13 protein-coding genes and 6 pseudogenes are annotated in these 17,573 nt (G+C 55.9%); 13 read left to right on the top strand and 6 right to left on the bottom strand.

Annotated features, from left to right (window positions below; translation table 11 throughout):
* Nucleotides 1-100 (top strand): annotated as a pseudogene (locus Harman_RS12080) (IS1595 family transposase); the annotation flags it as partial.
* 3 nt (nucleotides 101-103) lie between these two features.
* Here the strand turns inward: Harman_RS12080 and Harman_RS12075 are convergent.
* Nucleotides 104-559 carry a hypothetical protein gene (locus Harman_RS12075; RefSeq protein WP_137684042.1) on the bottom strand — a complete coding sequence of 152 codons (456 nt, stop codon included), beginning with the start codon at nucleotides 557-559 and terminating at the stop codon, nucleotides 104-106.
* Between the two features lie 79 nt (nucleotides 560-638).
* On the opposite strand from Harman_RS12075, the pseudogene Harman_RS12070 reads away from it, so the two are divergent.
* Nucleotides 639-983: pseudogene (locus Harman_RS12070) on the top strand (transposase); the annotation flags it as partial.
* 22 nt (nucleotides 984-1,005) lie between these two features.
* Here the strand turns inward: Harman_RS12070 and Harman_RS12065 are convergent.
* Complete coding sequence (locus tag Harman_RS12065; RefSeq protein WP_137684041.1) at nucleotides 1,006-1,356, bottom strand: PQQ-binding-like beta-propeller repeat protein; 351 nt, start codon at nucleotides 1,354-1,356, stop codon at nucleotides 1,006-1,008.
* Between the two features lie 132 nt (nucleotides 1,357-1,488).
* Here Harman_RS12065 and Harman_RS12060 point away from each other — a divergent pair.
* A pseudogene (locus Harman_RS12060) lies at nucleotides 1,489-2,350 on the top strand (IS5 family transposase).
* Between the two features lie 453 nt (nucleotides 2,351-2,803).
* Here Harman_RS12060 and Harman_RS12055 read toward each other — a convergent pair.
* The 3 genes and pseudogenes from Harman_RS12055 to Harman_RS12045 form a co-directional block, all read right to left on the bottom strand.
* Nucleotides 2,804-3,220 (bottom strand): hypothetical protein, encoded by a 417-nt coding sequence (locus Harman_RS12055; protein WP_137684040.1) that lies wholly within the window; start codon nucleotides 3,218-3,220, stop codon nucleotides 2,804-2,806.
* 101 nt (nucleotides 3,221-3,321) lie between these two features.
* Nucleotides 3,322-3,485 (bottom strand): annotated as a pseudogene (locus Harman_RS12050) (IS5/IS1182 family transposase); the annotation flags it as partial.
* A gap of 61 nt (nucleotides 3,486-3,546) precedes the next feature.
* Nucleotides 3,547-3,873: a hypothetical protein gene (locus tag Harman_RS12045; protein ID WP_235007200.1), complete on the bottom strand. Its 327-nt coding sequence runs from the start codon at nucleotides 3,871-3,873 to the stop codon at nucleotides 3,547-3,549.
* A 1,625-nt stretch (nucleotides 3,874-5,498) separates the two neighbouring features.
* On the opposite strand from Harman_RS12045, the pseudogene Harman_RS22260 reads away from it, so the two are divergent.
* Nucleotides 5,499-5,606: pseudogene (locus Harman_RS22260) on the top strand (DUF7837 family putative zinc-binding protein); the annotation flags it as partial.
* A gap of 735 nt (nucleotides 5,607-6,341) precedes the next feature.
* Nucleotides 6,342-7,162 (top strand): annotated as a pseudogene (locus Harman_RS12040) (IS5 family transposase).
* A gap of 312 nt (nucleotides 7,163-7,474) precedes the next feature.
* Here Harman_RS12040 and Harman_RS12035 read toward each other — a convergent pair.
* Nucleotides 7,475-8,269: an IclR family transcriptional regulator gene (locus Harman_RS12035; RefSeq protein WP_137684039.1), complete on the bottom strand. Its 795-nt coding sequence runs from the start codon at nucleotides 8,267-8,269 to the stop codon at nucleotides 7,475-7,477.
* A 390-nt stretch (nucleotides 8,270-8,659) separates the two neighbouring features.
* On the opposite strand from Harman_RS12035, the gene Harman_RS12030 reads away from it, so the two are divergent.
* Genes Harman_RS12030 through Harman_RS11995 form a run of 8 tightly spaced genes read left to right on the top strand, consistent with a single transcriptional unit; the run spans nucleotide 8,660 to nucleotide 17,540 of the window.
* Nucleotides 8,660-10,378 carry an ABC transporter substrate-binding protein gene (locus Harman_RS12030; protein ID WP_137684038.1) on the top strand — a complete coding sequence of 573 codons (1,719 nt, stop codon included), beginning with the start codon at nucleotides 8,660-8,662 and terminating at the stop codon, nucleotides 10,376-10,378.
* Entirely contained in the window at nucleotides 10,378-11,406 is a 1,029-nt protein-coding gene (locus tag Harman_RS12025; protein WP_137684037.1) for an ABC transporter permease, read from the top strand. The genes Harman_RS12030 and Harman_RS12025 overlap by 1 nt, the downstream gene beginning before the upstream one ends.
* Nucleotides 11,403-12,314 carry an ABC transporter permease gene (locus tag Harman_RS12020; protein ID WP_137684036.1) on the top strand — a complete coding sequence of 304 codons (912 nt, stop codon included), beginning with the start codon at nucleotides 11,403-11,405 and terminating at the stop codon, nucleotides 12,312-12,314. The genes Harman_RS12025 and Harman_RS12020 overlap by 4 nt, the downstream gene beginning before the upstream one ends.
* Nucleotides 12,311-13,417 (top strand): ABC transporter ATP-binding protein, encoded by a 1,107-nt coding sequence (locus tag Harman_RS12015; protein WP_137684035.1) that lies wholly within the window; start codon nucleotides 12,311-12,313, stop codon nucleotides 13,415-13,417. The genes Harman_RS12020 and Harman_RS12015 overlap by 4 nt, the downstream gene beginning before the upstream one ends.
* Complete coding sequence (locus Harman_RS12010) at nucleotides 13,414-14,445, top strand: ABC transporter ATP-binding protein (RefSeq protein WP_137684034.1); 1,032 nt, start codon at nucleotides 13,414-13,416, stop codon at nucleotides 14,443-14,445. Before Harman_RS12015 ends, Harman_RS12010 begins: the two co-directional genes overlap by 4 nt.
* Complete coding sequence (locus tag Harman_RS12005) at nucleotides 14,435-15,844, top strand: dihydroorotase (protein ID WP_137684033.1); 1,410 nt, start codon at nucleotides 14,435-14,437, stop codon at nucleotides 15,842-15,844. Before Harman_RS12010 ends, Harman_RS12005 begins: the two co-directional genes overlap by 11 nt.
* Nucleotides 15,844-17,127, top strand: coding sequence for a M20 family metallo-hydrolase (locus Harman_RS12000; RefSeq protein ID WP_137684032.1), 1,284 nt, complete (start codon nucleotides 15,844-15,846; stop codon nucleotides 17,125-17,127). The genes Harman_RS12005 and Harman_RS12000 overlap by 1 nt, the downstream gene beginning before the upstream one ends.
* Nucleotides 17,124-17,540, top strand: coding sequence for a DUF3830 family protein (locus Harman_RS11995; protein ID WP_137684031.1), 417 nt, complete (start codon nucleotides 17,124-17,126; stop codon nucleotides 17,538-17,540). The genes Harman_RS12000 and Harman_RS11995 overlap by 4 nt, the downstream gene beginning before the upstream one ends.
* Nucleotides 17,541-17,573: the final 33 nt, after the last annotated feature.

Here is a 17,573-nt window from a genome sequence, read left to right as displayed (position 1 = left end):
TAAGCTAACGCCGTATCTTAGAGCCTTTCAGCTCCGCTGCGAACTCTACAGAAAACCAGGTGACGAAGCGCTCAAACATGCTCTCGACGCTGCCCTCTGAAAATCAACAACGTGCTTCACAAGAGCGAAGTGTATATTGTATTCGATCTCCACGCCCAGCATCTTTTGACCCCTCTTCGACCGTTTCGTATATCAGCTCTTTTACGTCTTTGTCGTCCATTTTATCAGGCAACTCGTTCGTTTTCCCGTCAACCTCGATTTTGCGGCCAGTCGGGAAGAGCGAAGCGGCACCAGTGTCCTCTCCATTGGCTTGTTGTCGGCGGACAATATCCCCATTGACATGACGTCCCTCGATATGTTCCAGGCCACTATCAGTGTCACCGGACTGCAATCGTATAAGTTCACCATCGCGGTCTTTTGTCACGAGCCGAGTTTCACTTAATTCGCCCTTCTGAGCAACATCCAACAGATCATCAGCATCGACAGAATCTTCGATCAGTGGATCACTCCCCCGCTGATCGAGCACCTCGGAGAACCGTCGCAGATCAGCCTCGTCCATGTCACCGCTGTCCAACAGGTCGGTGAGCTCATCGATATGCCGACTTTCGACCGTCCCGGCATCGAATTGGCGCGCGAGTCTCGCCAGCCTCGCTGCAGATAAATGCTAAGATTTGATGGAGTTGCGTGAATAACTCTGCGAAGAGGGCGTAAGACCACTGATCAAACATCGTGAGTTCCGGCCCATCGATCACGCGCACAACGCGCGGATCGATGGGCCTCGATACCGCCAACGAGCGATGTGTGAAACCGTCTTCTCGACGATCAAGCGCACGCTCGGCGACGCCGTGAGTGCGCGAACCTGGTACGGTGAGTTTCGTGAACTCGTCCTGATGTGTATGGTTCACAACATCAAGCAGTCTCTAAAACCACGAAATCAAGCGATATCTGGTGATTCACCACAGCCAAGAAAAGCTATTCAATAGATGGCCAATTTTTCGGTGTCTCTCACTTACCCGCCTTGTGTAACTCTTCGATGCTTCCATCGTCCAAATCTACTCGGTACTTGTATGTGTTCCAATTGTAGGCGTATACGTTTCCGTCCTCCACTACAACGCCCTTATAAGATGGTTCGCCATAGCTTGCGGATCTATCTGGCACGTCAATTGACCAGAGAAAATCACCGTTATATGAATAGCAAACAATGTTTGATAGGGTTTCTGGCCTATCGTCCGGGTCAGCCATTATCGTTACTAAAATTTTGTTCGGAAGCTGAGTAACCTCTTTTATTTCAGATCTTAAGTGAATGTCCTCATTCCCGATTTTGAGGGTGTTCCCGGCATGCGAAATTTCACTCATGTATCAGCAGTAATCCCACCAGACATAACTAATTTTGGCCTTGTTTAGACGTTCGAAATAGCGTGGCTCAGAGCCTCTTGAACTAGTATCGTATTCCTAGTAGCTGTCGCTAAATATCTAACTTACTAGGAAGTGAAGCGGGTAGGCTTGGTTGTGTTGACGAAGCTAGCCCGCTTCACGAGAAAAAAACGTAACGCTCGCTCAAAAAGCCGTCGTTGGAAACGCGAAACCCGCATTACGGCGCGGTGACGGCGGCTACGCCGACTGGGTGATCGTGTCGATTCACGGCCTCAAAACCTACCTTGATCTGCCGTATCGACAGCTGCTGGACGTTCTATACGAGATGCCGCGTATCGATCGGATTCTCGGTCTAGACCCGGTTGAGTTGCCCGATTTTACCACCGTCTATGCGCGCATGCAGACGCTGAAAATGCCGGTCTGGCGGCGACTTCTACAACTCTCGGCGGAGCTGCAAGACACCGGCGAAATCCAGGCAATCGACGCAACTGGCATGGATCGCGTCGCGGCGAGCCAACACTACGCAAAACGGACGAATTACACCGTCAGAGCGGTGAAAACGTCCGCGTTGATCGATTGCAAAACTGGTGCGATTCTAGATATACATTGCTCGATGAAACAACCGCACGTTACCCAGATTGCCTGGCAGCCCCTCACACGAAACCTAGACAAACTGAGCGTTTTAACCGCCGACAAAGGCTACGATTGGGAGCTACTTCGTCACAAGCTTCGGTCTGAGGGTATCAATCCCGTGATCAAGCACCGCCAGTTCGGCTGGCACGGCGTCGCAAATAATGTGTTGCTTGATGATACGACGTACCATCAACGGTCAAACATCGAAGCGACGTTTTTCGCGCTTCGGCGCAAATACGGCGAGATCGTGCGAGCGAGAACCTGGTTCGGACAGTTCCGCGAACTCGTTCTCAAGTGTGCTGTCAGAAACGTCGAACTAGCGCTCGACCGCTCAAACGCATGAATTCAGGCGTCTAAACAAGGCCCTAATTTTCTTTCAGCCATTTCTGAAGACCGCGAGGGGATGCCCAACTCCAATCATCCTCAATTCTGCCACTTACAATCTGATATTGAGTGAAGCCACCATCTCGGGTAATTGCATCACCTTCAACGGTGCCGTCCACCACTTCTGACGTTGTACTCACGCGTATCCGTGCGGTTTCGCTCCTGCCTATCTGAACTTTTGACACGGAGTCGTAATCTCCCCAACCCTCTTTGAGTGCTAACCGATTCATTACTTCCATTCGCGTTTCTAGTCGACTCAATTTCGATTTCCTAACCAGAAACTCACCCTCTGGACGGCCAGAAGTGACTCTGTATAATTGATCCTGACTACTGGGTTCGAATTCGATTGCGATCGAGCCATCTTTGTGAGGGTCCGTAGCTTTGCCGTCTAGCCGATTCGCTCTTTTACCTGTCAAAAACCGATAGGGCGTATGACCGATCTTCGTATTGAGTAGTAACGGTTGAGAGCCAGATCGATATCGGCTTGATCGATACCTTCTGCACTGACCGTCCGCATCCAAGTATTACGGACGCGAGGTGAATCGTGGGTTAGTATTGCACGGAATTGTTCTTTCTTGGTGATCCCTGGACGGTTGGGAACCCCGTCAATATCTATGTCCGAATCGAGTTTGACATTCCCATCGACTCGCTTGTACTTACGTGCTGTCGCGGCCGCATCCCCTGCCGACACCAACCGACCTGCTTTCCACCCGTCGTACAAATTCCGCCGCACCGCCGGGTCCATGTCAGGATCGAGAAACGCCTGCTGCCCCGAATCGTCCATCCGACGCAGCATCCGTGAGACCTGCTTGGGGTTGTTTTCGGCCATCAGCTTCCCGGCAGCTTCCAGTTCCGACGGGGAGCGACCGCCAAGGTCGGCATCTCGGAAGTATCGGGCTGAGAGCTTCCGTTGCTTGGTATTCAGATCGTAGACCTTCTGGGGTGTCCGAGCGTGCGCCTGATAGTTGAAAAGACGGTTTCACACATCGCCCGTTGGGGTATCGAGGCCCATCGATCCGCGCGTTGTGAGCGTGATCGATGGGTCGGGACTCACGATGTTTGATCAGTGGTCTTACACCCTCCCCGCGGAGTTTGTTCAGTTCAGGGCAATGGCTTGACGAACGAAAAGAGGGAGCGATACACGAGCCGTCTGAATTATCGCGTATAGCCAGTTTCGGTAACTTCCCCAGTATCCACATCGACCCGGTACCTGTATCCGTTCCAGTTGGTCACTCGCAAGTTTCCGTCCACGAGGTTCAAACTTTTGTAAGATCGCTGTTCCCGCTCTTCGGGAGGTGATTCAATCTCCCAGACCTTGTTCCCGTCCTTGTCGAATGCAAGCACGTTCGTTGGGTCACTCTCGTCGGGCAGAACGACCAACCGAACGAAGATGAGTTCGTTAATTTCTAGAACGTCACCAACATTACTTCGGAATCCGATAGCTGTGTCGTCAATAATCAACTTATTTTCGTTGAACTCCATGACAACTACTATATTCTGAGTCAAATACAATATTCTTCTTGTCAGTTGTTGAGTGAAAGCGAAAGGTGCTGTGGTCAGTTCACAAATAATTCGAGTTCTTCAACCGCTTCCCAAGTTACGCCCTGAGTGTTAGGGTCAAGATCGTCTTGCAGAAGGTACTGAGTGCCCCCACCCGGCTGAGCTTCGTTACTGACGTCACTCGCTTGGCGGCGAGTTGTGCTCACTTGGACCCGGATCTGATTGTTTTCGACAAACTCGTCAGTCACCTCTACCTTCCCCACGTAATTGTAATCCTGCCATTCAGACCGAAGTAGTGCTAACCGATCGAGAACCTGCTCTGGCGTTTCTGCCGACTGGAGCGTGGATCTCCGTGCACAAACCCACCGGCAAGGTTCTCGTCAGGGTCCGCAGTCTGTGGTTTGCGTTCGTACACGCGCCAGAACTCATCGCCTTCTTCGAGTTCCATCTCGGCAATGATCGAATCAGGGTCATGCGGTGGATATGCGGCATCATCCGGATTCGCTTTCCGGCCAATCTTGAAGTTGGAGACTGAATGCTGACTATTGGTCTCGACCCGACCGATTGAGATTTCGATATCGGCGGTGGTAATCTCGCTATCTGCTGTGACACTGACCCACGAACCACGGTTAGATCGCGTTGTCGTAGCTTCTCGCGTCGAATCGTTTGGGTTGAATCTCGGGACTGGATCGTGCCAGATGTAGCCTCAGCGACCTCGTTAACGTCCACTGGGGGCTACTACCGAACCGGCTCTATTGAAACCCTCAGAACCTGACAGAATCTGCATGCTGGATATAGAGGAGACAGTCACTGCGGTGTCTGCTCTGAGCTGGCGGCTTGCTGTGTCTGCTCACCGCAGCTTAAGATTTATGTTGACCGACTGATTGGATGAGTGTATGAGTACCGACCCTGGATCCACGCAGTCGGTGGGCCCCATTCCAGGCTTCCAACGTTTCACACAAGCACAACTCGGCGGTGTGATTGCGCTACTTGTCGGAGGCAGTCAAATGCTCGTGGGGACCGTTGCCCTGGACGGGCCCATGACAGTCGTTGTTGCATGGGGAGGGAGCCTACTCGTTTTGATTGGGACCAATCTCATTCGCAACAGGAGTGCATTTCACAACGGATGGAAAGAAGGCGGTGAGCACAGATCATTTAGTATGCTAATTTTAGTGGGTGTGACTCTCGCAGTGCTTGGTGCTGCCGGACTGGTACTCCTTGGATGAGAACCGGATATGCAATCTGTTCAGTTAGCTACTGAACGTCAGGTCTCTAATAGACTCAGCTTTGCACGTTGAGAGTATGACATATTAATCTCAAGAACCGCCACGAGACATAGTCTTCGTAAGGATTCTTGCAACCAGACGAATAGCCAGTCGGTCTTCGCTATGCCAATGTGACTGGACAGTTGGCGGAGATCGTGACTCCCGTCGGGGAGTCACTATCATCTGACCGTCCGTACCCTGTTGTCAGACCGCTTCTACTGCCTATTTCGATCAAATACATGTAAAATCGCCAATGTGCAAAGCGCAATAAACACTTATTCGGAACGACGTTCATGTTTTGCGTGGGCAGAATACCGTCACACTTCCTTTCATTCACATTCCATGCCAGATGACACACAGAGTCTCGGTCGGTGTCCAAACTGCGACGAGCGTATTACAACGGCCTGGATTCTGGTTGAATACGAACGCGATGATAGGACAGAAGGCATCTGAGCAGAGTGTCCAACGTGTGAAGATGTCGTTGCGCCAGAGTAGTCCCAGATGGTAGCTGGCTGGCCTCTCCCTTCAATCTCACAGCAATCTGTGAGTTGTCTCTGAGAGAAGTCCCTTTCGTCTAGAAATAAGCAAAAGCGACAGTCCTTACACGGAACTCTGCTGAAAGAGTGAGCCGACCACAGCAGAGTACAGCGAAGGAACAAGAGGACGAGTACGGGGATGGAGCGCGTGAGGGGGCATGTCAGAGGCACTCGGTCGGCTCCAGCCCCAAGCGGGGAACGGGCGTGGGCGATGGTAAGCAGGTGTGTCGGATACTTTTCGGGGACCGCCTCCGACTGGCGGCTACCTATGTATACTGGTTGATGTGTACTAAAACCCCACAGCGAGTTTCTGGGTCAGAAACTCAGCTTCCAATTGGAACCCGTTAAGCATAGCGAAGTAGCCGATCTTCGTGTTGCCCAGATCCACCGTTTCCGGAGTCAGCGACTCACCACTATGACGAACCGAATGGATACACAGCACTCTTTCACGTGAAGGGGTAGATACACACCATCCGTTCAAGTGAACTAGAGTCTGGGACACACCACAGATTCATGTGAAGAATCAAACCGATTCACACACCACCCTTTCGAGTGAACAATACAGTCTTCAAAATTCGGCTCTGTAGTTTCGTTAGGCGAGAGCGCCGCGATTGCGTTATTGCCGTAGAAAGCGAAGAGGCAGATTAGTTTGATATCCGAAATCCGCCTTTTCACACGTGTTACGGTCGCTAAGTCTAAATCAGTTGTTGCTAATCCGGACGAACCCGCCGACCCCGAAGGGGGTGGCGGGTTTGCCGAATGGGCGATGTTGACGCCCCATTCGCTCCGTATCGAGCGGGCAAAATCCTACCGTGTCACGCTTGATTTGCTGAGTGAAATGCCCGGTGTGTTGGAAGAAATTGGTCTCACACGACTTCCTCATTATACGGTTCTCCGCACCTGGTTTGAACGGATTCCGACCAAGACGTGGCGTGCGTTTCTCGGCGTGTCGGCCGAGGAACGCACTGGCCACGCGTCGATTGATGCAACTGGCTTTGATCGGGACCAGCCAAGCCGACACTACGCTAACCGCACAGACTACCGCGTCCGGGCGTTGAAAGTGACTGCTCTGGTGGATTTCGAAACGCTGTATATCACCGACATCCACTCGACTATCTCGAAGAAACACGACGCCAAGATTGGCCCGCAAGTCACCCACCGGAACGCGGGCGACCTTCGGAGCCTCACTGCTGACAAAGGGTCGATGCGAAAGCCTTCCGTGACGAACTCCGTCAAAACGGCATCCGCCCGCTGATTAAACACCGTCTGTTCAACTCACTCGATGACGCTCATAACGCCCGCATGGACAGTGATCGGTACCACCAGCGATCCATGTCTGAAACTGTCTTCTCAAGCATCAAGCGCACGCTCTGCGGTGCCGTGCGTGCGCGAAACTGGTGGCTTGAATTCCGTGAAATCATCCTCAAAGCCACCGTCTACAACCTCCGCCGGAGCGTCCGATATCCGTAAAATCCAGCGCAGTGTATCGAAACTACAGAGCCAAAATAATTAAAACCCCTAATACAAAGTTGTTGGTGGGTATCTGGAGCTATACACCTCATATTTCGAGATAGTATTAGATATTCTGCCACTGTAGATTCCGATATGGGCGTATTAAAGTATTGATATGGAAATGAAAGCTGTAGTTGTTTTTCTTGGCAGGATATAACATGAGTACATATGTTATTCCCATCGGTGGAGGTCTTGGAGCGTGGGTTGAACTGAAACCACCCCGTTCAGTGTTGGATATTGCGTTCAAAATGTCCGAACGGTTTGGTGGACTCATGACCGATTGCTCATGTTGATATTGACTTCGATAATGTTTGCCGAATTAATGACTTCTTCTGGGAGAGTTTCTTCGAAGCGTTCCCCCTGCAGAACACTCGCGGGTCCGGAGACGCTCAGTGAACCCAGAACGTCGCCGTCAGGTGTTTGGAGCGGTGCACCTATCGCGCGGAACCCTTCGATTTCTTCTTCATCATTATATGCGTACCCACGCTCACGGATATTTTCCAGTTCTTCAAATAGCACCTCGGAATCGGTTATGGTGTTCGCTGTTCGTCCAGGTAACCCGTGGCGGTTGAGGATCTCCCTGACACGCTGTTCGGGCAGGTAAGCGAGTATTGCTTTCCCCGAGGCTGTATAATGCAAGTAATCACGTTGCTGAGGTTTTGTCGTCTGATACGTTCCGCTGACGCTCGTATCACCTTTCACCTGATAGAGGTTGATAGCACGGCCGTTCTCTTCGGTGACAATGTGGACGTATTGGCCCGTTTTATCTGCGAGTTCGTCCACCTGATCTTTTCCATGTCGATACAATGGGTTCTGGCTCCGGACGTATTCGCCGACCGCGAACAGTTTGAGCGCGAGTTCGTATCGGCCGTTTTGTTTCACGACGAACCCATTCTCTACGAGTGTGGTCAAATGTATGTGGGCAGTGCTTTTCGAGATATCAAGTTCGGTCGCGAGTTCTGTCACGCCGGCCCCATCTAGCTCTTTGAGAGTCATCAATACCTGAGAAGCCATTGAGACGGTCTGCAGCGTCCGAGGCCCGTCCTTGTCACCGGTTTGGGGCATATTGCTATCTTTTTACCGCACTGTCTTATATGTTCGCATATATTGAACAAAACTCCGGTAAACAATTCATAGTTCGAATTATCTGTGGAATATCGCTGTGTTAAGGCACTCTTCAGTCGAATCAGTGGACAAATCACATCCGTGGCTTGGGATACACTGTTCGTATATTTTGAACCGACTAGGGTTAGCTCAGTATTTAATGATATGGTAGGGTGATTAAGGTATACACTCACCTATTGCCACCTGAAGCAGTTATGATGTATGTAGGGAAAGGCTTTTGAATAAGTAACGGATCGAGTTTAATGACTCGAAAATGAGACTGTATGCCCAAGTATTCGAGCAAGTACTGTGCAATTCAGAACAGACCAACCAACCAGACGGAGTCCGAAAATGACCGATACCCACGATATCGAAAACGACCGCGTTCCCTCGGACAAGATATCCGCGTCTGACTTCATATCGGCGGGCTCACGCCGCCAGTTCCTCGCCGCACTCGGCTCGGCTGGGGCCGCCGGGTTAGCCGGCTGTGCAGGGGGGTCCGGGTCAGGGTCGACCGCCGACGGTACGTCATCCGAAGGCGACGAGTCACAGACGGCCAGTGCCGGCGACGGCTCGACGCTCGTGGCGAACATCTCTCAACGACTCGGTACCATCGATCCAGCGAAGGGGACTGACTACGTGCAGGCGATGGCCCTTGTGAACCTCTACGACCCGCTTGTCTTCCCAAATAGCGACGGGGAGATCCAACCAAACCTCGCGTCGGAGTGGTCGGTTTCCTCGGACAGTCAAACGTACACGTTCACGCTACGGGACGACGCCACGTTCCACAGCGGAAATTCGGTTACGGCCGAAGACGTGAAATTCACGACTGAGCGGTTCCTCGATCTCAACCAGGGGTACGCATCGCTACTGAGCGGCGTCCTCGACAAGGAAAATATCGTTGTCGAGGATGAGCAGACGATTTCGTTCGAACTCGATCGCTCGTACGCGCCGTTCCTCCCCATCATGGTCCTCGTATTCGTCGTGGATAAAGACACGATCATGGAGAATCTCGAAGACGGCGACTACGGTGAACGTGGCGACTACGGACAGGCGTACATCAACAACAACGACGCTGGGTCCGGTGCCTACCAACTGGATGAGTTCTCGCGTGGCAATTCGATCACTTTTGCCAAGTACGACGACTACTTCAAACAGTTCCCGAACGGATCGTTCGATTCTATCGAGGTCCGGATAATCACGGAAAACTCCACCGTGCAGACGTTGATGAAAAACGGGGAACTGGACATGACCGGACAGTACCAGAACTCCAAAACGTACAGTGCTATCGACCAGATGGAGAACGCACGGGTCGAAAAAATCCCGACGTTCGGGCTGCTGTATAACAAAATCAACACGCAAAAGGCACCGACTGACGACCCCGCGGTTCGCGAGGCGATGGCCTGGGGATTCGATTACGAACAGGTCGTCAACGAGATTCGACCGGATATGAAGAAGGCCCAGGGACCGTTGCCGTCCACGTGGGGGGCACACAAGAGCGATGTGATGCAGCCGTCGTACGATCCGGAGCGAGCGCGACAGGTCCTGGCTGACGCCGGCTACTCGGAGGGTGAACTCACTATCAAGAACACGTTCACCTCCTCGTATGCCTTCCAGGAACGCATCGCGTTGCTGTTCAAAGACAACATGGCGGACATCGGCATCAACGTCGAACTGAATCCCCAGACGTGGGGGACCATCACGGAGATGGCCACCACAGTAGAGGACACGCCACACACGAGTCAGGTGTTCTACGTCCCGACGTACCCGTCACCGGACTCGATGTTTTACAACCAGTTCCACTCCGACGCGGCGAACACGTGGATGAGCATGGAACATCTCGACAACCCCGAAGTGGACGCCCTCATCGAGGAAGCGCGCCAAACGCCGGACCGGCAGGCCCGCGTCGAGATCTACAAACAGCTTCAGAGCAAGCTTGCAGGCATGTACTGTGACATGCACCTGTACCACACCGTGAAGACAATCGGCTTCCAGAACGACGTCGAGGGGCTCACGCTTCGGCCGGCACAGGGCTTCGAATACACGTTCAGAGACCTTCACCAAGTGTAATGCCACGGATAGGACAGATACTGCGTCGCCTCTCGGGGATGACTGTCAGCCTACTCGGGTTGTCAGTCCTCATATTCGTCATCTCGCGGGTACTACCGGGGAACCCGGCTCGGATGGCACTCGGAGCGATGGCCAGCGACGAGCAGGTAGCGGAACTTGCCGCGGAGATGGGCCTCAACAAGCCACTCCCACTCCAATACGTCGATTACATGCGTCGGCTCCTCGTCGGCGATTTAGGCCAGAGCCTTCAGACGAAAAACTCCGTGGCGCACGATCTGGTGACGAAGTTCCCCGCGACGCTCGAACTCATCACGCTCGCGTTCACGTTCATGGTTGTGTTCGGCATTCCGCTGGGCATCATCGCCGCGAAACACCACGGCGGGATACTCGACAACGCGACCCGGTTTTTCGCCTTCTCGACGGTGAGCGTCCCGAGCTTCTTCATCGGCATTGTCTTCCAGCTCGTGTTCGGGTACTTCCTCAACTGGTTCCCGATCACGGGACGGCTCTCCTCAGCGTACAGCGACGAGGTCGTCCGCGCCACGGGGTTCATGCTCGTCGATACGCTCTTGTCGGGGTCGGTTGCAGCACACGTCGACGCGTGGTCACACATCCTGCTACCCGCGCTTGCGCTGTCGTTTAGCGGGATGGGGCAGATAATCCGTATCACGCGCTCCAGTATGATCGATGTCGAAGGCCAGGACTACATCGAGGCGATGCGTGGTTACGGCCTGCCGACGTGGATGATTACCGACAAATACACGCTGAAGAACGCGTTTGTACCGACGCTGACCATTCTCGGGCTTCAGTACGCGTGGCTGCTCAGCGGGGCGTTCATCATTGAAATCGTCTACTCGTGGCCCGGGCTCGCGAAGTACGGCGTCCAGTCCGTGCTGACCTCAGACGTGAACGCCGTCGTCGGCGTAACGATGCTGGTCGGTTTCGTGTTCGTCGTGGTCAACTTCGTCGTCGACCTGCTGACGAGCTACATCGATCCGCGGATCGGTCTGGCAGGTGAGAGCGCATGAGCATCGACACTCTCTCGTTCGATACGTCCGGGCTTGACCGAATCGTCTCGCCGGCACGTCGGGAACTGTGGTACCGTTCGTATCGCCGGTTCGCAAACCAGCCGATGAGCGTCATCGGACTCGTAATCGTGGTCACTATCACACTCGCGGCCGTGTTCGCGCCCTATATTGCGCCGTATCCGGAGCAAGTGGGCTCGTTCACGGACTTCGCGAACGCCTATCACCCGCCGTCCCTCGACCACCCCTTTGGGACGGATAGTGCGGGCCGCGACATCCTCACCCGCGTTATCTTCGGCTACCGTATCGCCCTGCTACTGGTCGCAGTTGTGCTGGGACTCGGTGTCCCAGTCGGCGTGATGCTTGGTCTGGTGGCCGGCTACGCCGGCGGGTGGGTCGATACGATCATCATGCGGATCACGGACACGTTCCTTGCGCTCCCACCGCTCGTACTGGCACTCGCCATCGCGTCGGCCTTCGAACCGACCCTAGAGATTGCGATGTTCGCCATCGCGTCGCTGTGGTGGACGTGGTACGCGCGACTGGCCCGTGGACTGGCCGCAAGCCTCTCCGACGAAGAGTATGTGCAGGCCGCAGAACTGGCTGGCGCGAGCAGGACGCACATTCTCTTCCGTGAGCTACTGCCGAACTGTCTCTCGCCACTGCTGGTCAAAGCGACGTTAGACGCCGGCATCGTCGTCCTGACGGGCGCATCGCTGTCGTTCATCGGTCTCGGTGTCCAGCCGCCCAGACCGGGGCTCGGGACGATGGTCGCAGACGGCACCCAGTATCTGCCCGCCGAGTGGTGGATCAGCATTTTCCCGGGGTTTGCGATCTTCGTCCTCGTGATGGGGTTCAACATGCTCGGTGACGGCCTGCGGGACCTCTTTGACGTGGAGGTCGAACAATGAGCGACGCTGCGCCCCTGCTCTCTGTCCGGGACCTCTCGGTCGGGTTCGAGGGCTTCGACGGCTACGCGGATGTCGTGGATGGTGTCGACCTGACGGTCGAACACGGCGAAGTCGTGACCATCGCCGGCGAGACCGGCTGTGGCAAATCCGTGACGACCAAAGCCATCACTGGACTGCTCAACGAGCCGCCAGCACACGTCGACGGGACTGTCGAGTTCGACGGACAGGACCTTCGTGAACTCCCGGATGACGAGCGACGAGAACTAAACGGCGACCGGATCAGCGTGATCTTCCAGAATCCGCTGTCGAGCCTCAACCCCGTCTTCACTATCGGAGAGCAACTCACCGACACGGCGCAGTTCGGCGGGGACGGCAATACGGGGATCCTCGGCTACTTCCGTCGACGCTTCTCATCGACGGACCGGTCGGCTGCCCGTGAACGAGTGCTTGAGCTTCTCGAAGAAGTCCGAATGCCCGACCCTGAGTCGGTCATGGACAGCTATCCCTCGGAGCTCTCCGGCGGGATGCGACAGCGAGCGATTATCGCACAGGCATTGCTGAACGAACCCGATCTGCTCATCGCTGACGAGCCAGGGTCTGCGCTTGATGTGACCGTCCACGATGAAATCCTCTCGCTACTCGAAGACCTCATCGCGGAGCGGGACATGAGCATCCTGATGATCACTCACAACCTCGGTGTCGCTCGACGGTTGAGCGACCGCGTCTACATCATGTACGGCGGCCGTATCGCCGAAACCGCACCGACTGCGGAGATATTTGATGCGCCACACCACCCGTACACGCAGGGACTGATCGCGTCTATCCCTCGACTCTCCGGCGAATCGATGGCGGGCGGCATCGGCGGGTCGGTTCCAGAATACACGGATCCACCGATGGGCTGTCGGTTCCATCCCCGCTGTCCGTACGCAGATGAGAGCTGTCGATCCAGCGAACCGGCAGACGTTTCCTTTGGCGAGCAGGCCAGGTCTGCCTGTATTCGTCACTCAGACGGTGACTCCGGGCCGGTTCCGACGCTCCAGGAAACGAAGCGCCGGCTGTCAGAGCACGAACCGACGCCGGAGCCAGCGGAGGGCAACCAATGAGCGGGCCAGTACTCGAAGTCCAAGACCTGAAAAAGCACTTCCCTGCGGAGGGCCTGTTCTCGTCTGATCCGCCGGCGAAGGCTGTCGATGGGGTCTCCTTCAGCATCGACGAAGGCGAGACGCTCGCCTTGATCGGGGAATCCGGAAGTGGGAAATCGACGGTCGCCAAGACCATAATCGACATCCACGAGACGACTGATGGGCTCATCCGGTTCAACGGACAGGATATTACCGATCCGATACGACAGCAATTGGCCGAGATGCGCTCGGAGATACAGCTTGTGTTCCAGGACCCGACCTCCTGTCTGAACCCGCGTCGGACGATCCGAAAGTCGCTGCTGGTCCCGCTGAAGGCGACTGGGGTTCCGAAGTCGGAACGCGAAGAGCGGGTCCGGCAGATGCTGGAGCGGGTCGGCCTCAACGACGAGTACCTGTACAAGTACCCCCACGAACTGAGTGGCGGCCAGAAACAGCGCGTGAACATCGCCCGTGCGCTGGCCGTCGAACCGTCCTTACTGTTGCTTGACGAACCGACCAGTGCGCTTGACGTGAGCGTACAAGCGAAAATCATCTCGCTGCTGGAAGACATTCAGACGGAATTCGACCTCACCTACCTGTTCATCACCCATGACCTCTCGCTCGTGCGGAACTTCGCGGACGAAACGGCTGTGATGTACCTCGGTGAGATACAGGAGCAGGGACCGACCGACCGGATCTTCGAGGACCCTCAACATCCCTATACGCGGTCGCTCCTGTCGTCGATTCCCGTCACATCTCAGCAAGAGGAAGCGCTCAAACCGGACAGCGAGTCGCTGGACGGTGAAGTACCTGGTGCGCGGAACATGCCGTCGGGGTGTCGGCTCCATCCGCGGTGCCCGCATGCGACCGAAGACTGTGCAATGAGACATCCAGATCAGTACGACGTAGACGACCGAGACGTTCGGTGTATCGCCTACGAAGACGGAGCAGATGGGTTCGAGCGACTCCGCGCTCAGCAACCGGTTGGGAGTGAGTCCGATGGGAGCTGACCTCCGTGTCGTCGGCGGAACACTCGCCACGGCGCAGGGAACTATAGAGGCGGGGTTCGCCGTCGAAGACGGGACCATCGTTGCTATCGGTGACGAACAGCATCTTCCCAACGCGGAGCACACGCTCGACGTGGCGGGAAACATGGTTCTGCCAGGCGTTGTCGACCCACACGTTCACATAAACGGGTTCAACTCTATCGACACCTACGAGACCGGAACGGCAGCGGCGGCCCGCGGTGGCGTCACCACCGTCATCAATTTCGCGTGGCAGACCTGGACCGGTGAACGCGAACGTGATGCCGATGGGTCAGTATGGGCCGACAGCGGGTCGCTCCTCGACGCTATTGACCGCCAGCGTGAGAGTGCGTCAGAGGCATATGTCGACTACGGACTGCATGCGACGGTGACCGCCGAAGACCGCACGGTCTTCGACGAGTTCGAGGCGGTCGTCGAGGCGGGTGTTCCGTCGTTCAAGTTCTTCACTGTCTACGATGTCGGCGTCTCCAACGGGTTCCTTCGACTTGCCTTCGAACGTCTGGCTGACCTCGATGCGGTCGCGGTCTTACACACCGAAGACGATTCGGTGTGTCAGGCATTGACTGCGGAGCGTCGCCGAACTGACCGCGGACACCCAACGGACTATCCCGGTTCGCGCCCCGACTACGCGGAAGCGATGGCGTTGTCGGATGCCGTTTCGCTGGCGACTGAGACTGACTGCAAGTACTACGGCATTCACACGACCTCGCGGGCGGCTGTAGACGAACTAGCGACAGCGCGTGAGGACGGAACGCGGGTTCGCGGCGAGACGTGTCCACACTTCACGACGCTCACCGAAGACGCGTACGCCGAACAGGGGACGATGGCGCTCCAGTCGCCCCCGCTTCGAACTGCGGATGATGTCGAAGCGATGTTCGAATCGCTTCGGGACGGGACGCTTGATGTCGTATCGACGGACCATGTCGCGTCGACGCAGGCTGAGAAGACCGTCGAAAACTGGTGGGACTGCCCGTTCGGTGTAAACAGCCTCCAGACGGCGCTCCCGGTGTTTCACGACGAGGCGATAAACCGCCGTGGACTCCCCTATTCGTTCCTCGTTCGTGTCCTTTCGAGGAACCCTGCACAGACGTTTGGCCTGCCACAGAAGGGGCGGCTCGCTGTCGGAGCCGACGCGGACTTCGTCGTGTTCGACCCGTCGGAGACCTACGAAATTTCGGCCACAGACAACGCCTCTCTGGCGGACTACTCGATATACGACGGACGAGAGGTGACCGGAAAAGTCAGAGAAACGTATCTCAGAGGTCGGCTTGTCGCTGATGACACCGGCGTCGTCGGGAGCCCGCGTGGGGAGTACCTCGCCCGCGACGTTCCGACATGGGATCCACAGGGAGGGATGGCGTAATGGCCAGGCCGATTGAGATTGACGCCGATTCGCTTCGAGCGGACATCGAGCGTACCGGTGAGTTCGGCAGCGTCGAAACCGAAACCGGACGTGGTCGGACTGCCCTTCCGATGGACGATGCCAACGTGCGGGCGAGAAACTACCTCGTCGACCGGATGGAGGAGGTCGGTCTCGACGTTCGAATCGACGCTGTCGGCAACATCGCGGGTCGCTGGACGCCGTCCACAAGTGACTCGAACGCTGCGCCAGTCGTAGCGGGGAGCCACCTGGACTCCGTGCCGAGAGGGGGAATATTCGACGGTCTCCTCGGCGTCTACGCCGCGCTTGAAGCCGTCCGTGCCATTCGGGACAGCAGCGTAAGCATCGAACGCCCGCTGGAAGTCGTCTCGTTCACCGGCGAGGAAGGGACGCGGTTCGCTGACGGCGTTCTCGGTTCGTCCGTCGCCGCCGGGGAACTATCGGTCGAGGATGCCCTGGAACTCTCCGATGGAGATGTCCCTCTCGGAACGGCACTGGAGGAGGCTGGGTTTCGCGGCACAGGCCGTCTCGATGCAAGCGAATGGCACGCCTGGATCGAACTCCATATCGAACAAGGAGGTCACCTCGAAGATGCGGGCGTTCCTTTGGGCATCGTGACCGATATTACCGGTACCACGCGTGGGCACGCCACTATCGACGGGAGCGCTGACCACTCGGGGACGACGAGCATGCAGGCTCGTCAAGATGCACTCGTCGCGGCGAGTGAGCTCGTACTCGACGTGGAGGAGACGGCAAATGAGATCGCTACCACGGGGACTGGGACGGCAGTCGGAACGGTTGGTCGCCTCACCCCGGAACCGAACGCAGTCAACGTCGTTCCGGGGAGCGTGTCGATGCGTCTCGACCTCCGGTCCGTCGATCAACTGGAGATTGACCGCCAAGTCCGTGCCGTCGAGAACTCGTTGGACGAACTGGAACGTGAACGCGGCGTCGAAACGTCACTCGAAATCCCCTATGACATTGCCCCGACACAACTCTCCGAGCGCGTGCGAGATGCCGTCGAAACAGCCGCATCCCGGCATGGGACCGAGACCGTTACGCTCCACTCGGGTGCAGGCCATGACACGATGCAGGTTGCCAATGTGACCGATTCGGCGCTGTTGTTCGCCCCGTCTACGGGCGGCTATTCACACTCACCCAAAGAGTGGGCTGAATGGTCAGACTGTGCTGTGGCGACGCACATTCTCGCTGCAAGTCTCGCGCTGTTAGCATCGAACGACGACCAACACGACACCGACCAATGATCGAGATTCAGACCGATAATACGACGTACACAGCCGAACTGCACGAAGAACGAGCCCCAGAAACCGTGAGCGTATTCCGTGAGATGTTACCGCTCCGGTCGGAACTGATGCACGTCCGCTGGAGCGGTATCGCCACGTGGATCAACATTGACGAGATTGACATCCCGGACCTCCCCCGGGAAAACCACACGACGTACCCGTCACGTGGCGACCTCTTGTTCTATCCAGGATATCGGAACGACGCGGAGATACTGCTCCCCTGTGGGCCGACCTGTTTCAAGAGTCAGGCTGGCGAACTCGCAGGGAATCACTTCGCGACAGTTAACGCGAGCGCCGAAACACTACGCCAGCTTGAACAGAAGACGCTCCGAGACGGTATCCAAGAGGTCGTTATCAGGGAGGGGGACCGATGACAAACGTTCGATAATAAACTATCAAAAGAAGAT

The organism is Haloarcula mannanilytica, assembly GCF_005406125.1.
GTDB classification, from domain to species: domain Archaea; phylum Halobacteriota; class Halobacteria; order Halobacteriales; family Haloarculaceae; genus Haloarcula; species Haloarcula mannanilytica.
Note: the sequence above shows the minus strand (reverse complement) of the source record. Positions and strands in the feature narration are given on the sequence as shown.

Bases quoted from the DNA above. Each gene is read 5' to 3' on its own strand.
- Harman_RS12075 (WP_137684042.1), bottom strand. From the start codon at position 559: ATGGACGAGGCTGATCTGCGACGGTTCTCCGAGGTGCTCGATCAGCGG.
- Harman_RS12065 (WP_137684041.1), bottom strand. From the start codon at position 1,356: ATGAGTGAAATTTCGCATGCCGGGAACACCCTCAAAATCGGGAATGAG.
- Harman_RS12055 (WP_137684040.1), bottom strand. From the start codon at position 3,220: ATGGCCGAAAACAACCCCAAGCAGGTCTCACGGATGCTGCGTCGGATG.
- Harman_RS12045 (WP_235007200.1), bottom strand. From the start codon at position 3,873: ATGGAGTTCAACGAAAATAAGTTGATTATTGACGACACAGCTATCGGA.
- Harman_RS12035 (WP_137684039.1), bottom strand. From the start codon at position 8,269: ATGCCCCAAACCGGTGACAAGGACGGGCCTCGGACGCTGCAGACCGTC.
- Harman_RS12030 (WP_137684038.1), top strand. From the start codon at position 8,660: ATGACCGATACCCACGATATCGAAAACGACCGCGTTCCCTCGGACAAG.
- Harman_RS12025 (WP_137684037.1), top strand. From the start codon at position 10,378: ATGCCACGGATAGGACAGATACTGCGTCGCCTCTCGGGGATGACTGTC.
- Harman_RS12020 (WP_137684036.1), top strand. From the start codon at position 11,403: ATGAGCATCGACACTCTCTCGTTCGATACGTCCGGGCTTGACCGAATC.
- Harman_RS12015 (WP_137684035.1), top strand. From the start codon at position 12,311: ATGAGCGACGCTGCGCCCCTGCTCTCTGTCCGGGACCTCTCGGTCGGG.
- Harman_RS12010 (WP_137684034.1), top strand. From the start codon at position 13,414: ATGAGCGGGCCAGTACTCGAAGTCCAAGACCTGAAAAAGCACTTCCCT.
- Harman_RS12005 (WP_137684033.1), top strand. From the start codon at position 14,435: ATGGGAGCTGACCTCCGTGTCGTCGGCGGAACACTCGCCACGGCGCAG.
- Harman_RS12000 (WP_137684032.1), top strand. From the start codon at position 15,844: ATGGCCAGGCCGATTGAGATTGACGCCGATTCGCTTCGAGCGGACATC.
- Harman_RS11995 (WP_137684031.1), top strand. From the start codon at position 17,124: ATGATCGAGATTCAGACCGATAATACGACGTACACAGCCGAACTGCAC.